The following is a 3,014-nucleotide window of genomic DNA, read 5'->3' on the forward strand; positions in this document are numbered from 1 at the left end:
GCCCACCGGCAACCGCCCGCGCGGCGGCGGCGGTGGCAACGGCGGCAACGAGGGCCGCGCCATCGGCTGGCTCGACCGCAGCCCGCGCTCCTGAGGCGTCCCGCTTCTTCGCGACCAACTGAAGAAGGCCGCCCCGGAACTCCGGGGCGGCCTTCTTCGTCTCGGCGCCGGCACGCGTCGCCTCCGGCTGCACGGGAGCATTGCCGGGCACGACGTCGCGCCCCATCTCGACGGCATCGAGATAGGAGCAGCCCCGATGCGATTCGAACTCTACCGCGATGCGCCGGGCCATTGGCGCTGGCGCCTGCGGGCCCAGAACGGCAACGTCGTCGCCGATTCGGGCGAGGGCTACGTCCGCCGCGAGGATTGCGAACACGGTATCGCGCTGGTGCGCCAGAGCGGCACCGTACCGGTCGTCGACATGACGACGCAGATCGCCTGATCCCGGCGGAAACGCCGCGGCGGCGACGAAACGCTTTCCGCAGTTCGTGCGTTCTAGCGGCTCGGGCTCCATCCGCGCTCGTCCGTCTCCCGTCCTTGAAAGAATTGAGATCGCCATGAGGAAATTCCTGCTGGCCGCCCTGCTGGTGCTGGGCTTCGCCGCCGCCGCCCCGCAGGGTGCATCCGCCGCCCCGGTCGGTCCCGGCCTTGCGCTCCAGACCGAGGCCGCCCCGGCCGTTGCCGAGAAGGCGCAATACTTCTACCGCCGCCGCTTCGGGCCGCGCCCGTTCTACCGTCGTCCGTATTACGGCCGCCGCTTCTACGGCCCGCGTCCGTTCTACCGCCGCCCGTATTACGGCCGCCGCTTCTACGGCCCGCGTCGCCGCTTCTTCTACTGATCGCAAGATCATTCCGTACCGAAGTCCAGAACCCGGCGGCCCATGGGGCCGCCGGGTTTTTTGTCGTCTATGGAAGCGGGCTGCGTCGGCCGTCGATCTGGTGTAGGCTCGCCGCTTCGGGACGGCCGGCATCAGATCGGTCCGCCCGGGAGGAACGCCCCATGGACGATATCGCCACGCGCGAGGTGGTCGCGCGCGACCTCTGGCAATCGATTCCGCTGGAATGCGTCGTCTGCGCCGTCGCCGTCTTTCTGGCGGCCGGCCTGAAACTCTCCGGCCTGATGCCCTGACCCCTTTCGACGCCGCCGCGTTCGCGCATAATCGGCGCCGCGCCTAGCGCCAAGGACGAGGATCGCATGGACCGGGACAGCGCCGAGGAACCGAAGGGCGACCTGACGGTCCGCACCATCGCAATGCCGGCCGACACCAACGCCAACGGCGACATCTTCGGCGGCTGGGTGCTGTCGCAGATGGACCAGGCCGGCGGTATCGCCGGCGTCGACCGGGCCGAAGGCCGCGTCGTCACCGTCGCGCTCGACGCGATGACCTTCATCCGCCCGGTGCGGATCGGCGACGTGCTCTGCGTCTACACCCGCATCGGGCATGTCGGACGGACCTCGATGAAGATCGAGGTCGAGGCCTGGGCCCGGCGGTTCCGGACGCAGCTTCGCGAGAAGGTGACTTCGGCGACCTTCACTTTCGTGGCCATCGACGACGAGGGCCGGCCGAGGGCGATCCCCAAGGCCGCGCCCGCGCCTGAGGCGGTGCTCACGGACGCGTGATCGACGGGTTCCGTTACAGCCCGGTTCCGGCTAAGAATCAGCCGAGCGGATCCCGGAGGGGGCGGGAGGACGCGTGAGCAGGCTCAAGGAGCCCCGCCGTTGCCCGATCCGTCGAAGCACGCCGCCGACCCCACCCGGCGATCCGACAACCTGACCTGGCAGACGCTCCAGCCCCACGAGACGCGCTGGCGCAGCCTGAACCAGCGCCCGGCCATCGCCTGGTTCACCGGGCTGTCGGGCGCGGGCAAGTCGAGCATCGCCAACGCTGTCGATCGGGCGCTCACCGAGGCGGGCCGGCACGCGATGGTGCTGGACGGCGACAACCTGCGCCACGGTCTCAACCGCGACCTCGGCTTCACCGCGTCGGATCGCGTCGAGAACATCCGGCGGGCGGCCGAGACCGCGCGGCTGATGGCCGAGGCGGGGCTGGTGGTGATCGTCTCGCTGATCTCGCCCTTTTCGCGCCGAGCGCGAGACGGCGCGGCAGATCGCCGGCGACATCCCGTTCCTGGAGGTCTTCATCGACACGTCGCTGGCGGTCTGCGAGGCCCGCGACCCGAAGGGGTTGTACGACCGGGCGCGTACCGGCGCGATCCCGAATTTCACCGGGATCTCCGCGCCTTACGAGGCGCCGCTCGCCCCCGACTTGACCCTGGCCACCGATGGCTTGAGCGTCGCGGCCTCGGCGGAGCCCCTGATCGCGGAGCTGATGCGGCTCAGCGCCGCCTGACCTCCCGCGCGGGACGCCTCACTCCGCGGCGAACAATCCCCATCCGGCCCCCGCTTCGGATTGCTCCGGTGGCGCGGCCTCCGCCACGTCCGCCTTCGGGTCGCCCGGCGCCGTTTCGCAGCCGAGTGCCGGCAGGGCGACGATGCGGTTCTTCGAGAAATCCACGCGGCAGACGATGGCGTTGCGGCTCTCCATGTAGCCGAGCAGGCGCCGGGCGCGGCCGGGCGAGCGGCTGCCGATGGCCCGGGCCAGCGCCGCATCGCCCGGGCACGGCTCGCCCGCGAGCGCCGCCCGCGCCAGCAGCAGGAACAGGCCCTGGACCTCCTCCGGCATGCCGGCGGCGGCGTCCTGCGCCTGGGTCCAGCGCGCGTCTCCGTCCGTCGCGGCGGGCGCCGCCGCGTCGATTCCGGCCCGCGCCACGCTCAGAGACCGGCGGAACGCCTGGAGGCCGACGCGCTCGCCGTCGAGCCCGCGCATCCGGCAGCGGACAAGGAAGTCCTGGTAGACCACGGCGACGGATTGGCGCCCGGCCTCGGGCTCTGCGACGAGCCCGCGCAGGATCGCGTCGCAGCCGGCGCGGTTCTCGGCCTCGTCGAGGACAGGCGGGGCGGTCGCCGGCTCGGGCCGGTGGGCGGCCAGCTCGCGCATCAGGTCGGCGGGGCT

The 3,014-nt window shown here is 71.7% G+C and carries 4 protein-coding genes and 2 pseudogenes; 5 read left to right on the forward strand and 1 reads right to left on the reverse strand.

What is annotated here, in order from left to right; translation table 11 throughout:
- Positions 1–256 precede the first annotated feature (256 nt).
- The 5 genes and pseudogenes from FV229_RS26175 (at position 257) to cysC (ending at position 2,351) form a co-directional block, all read left to right on the forward strand.
- A complete protein-coding gene (locus FV229_RS26175; RefSeq protein WP_147754714.1) occupies positions 257–442 on the forward strand; it encodes a DUF1508 domain-containing protein in 186 nt (61 codons plus the stop codon).
- A gap of 115 nt (positions 443–557) precedes the next feature.
- On the forward strand, positions 558–839 hold the full coding sequence (locus tag FV229_RS26180) for a hypothetical protein (RefSeq protein WP_147729335.1): 282 nt from the start codon (positions 558–560) through the stop codon (positions 837–839).
- Positions 840–1,000: 161 nt separating this feature from the next.
- The gene (locus tag FV229_RS28535; RefSeq protein WP_281406758.1) at positions 1,001–1,129 is read left to right on the forward strand and encodes a hypothetical protein; all 129 of its coding nucleotides are present in this window, start codon (positions 1,001–1,003) and stop codon (positions 1,127–1,129) included.
- Between the two features lie 66 nt (positions 1,130–1,195).
- Positions 1,196–1,621, forward strand: a complete 426-nt coding sequence (locus FV229_RS26185; protein WP_147754715.1) for an acyl-CoA thioesterase — start codon at positions 1,196–1,198, stop codon at positions 1,619–1,621.
- A gap of 150 nt (positions 1,622–1,771) precedes the next feature.
- Positions 1,772–2,351: pseudogene (gene cysC / locus FV229_RS26190) on the forward strand (adenylyl-sulfate kinase).
- 18 nt (positions 2,352–2,369) lie between these two features.
- On the opposite strand, the pseudogene FV229_RS26195 reads toward cysC, so the two are convergent.
- A pseudogene (locus tag FV229_RS26195) lies at positions 2,370–3,014 on the reverse strand (ATP-binding protein); the annotation flags it as partial.

This window comes from Methylobacterium sp. WL120 (genome assembly GCF_008039465.1).
Classification (GTDB): Bacteria; Pseudomonadota; Alphaproteobacteria; order Rhizobiales; family Beijerinckiaceae; genus Methylobacterium; species Methylobacterium cerastii.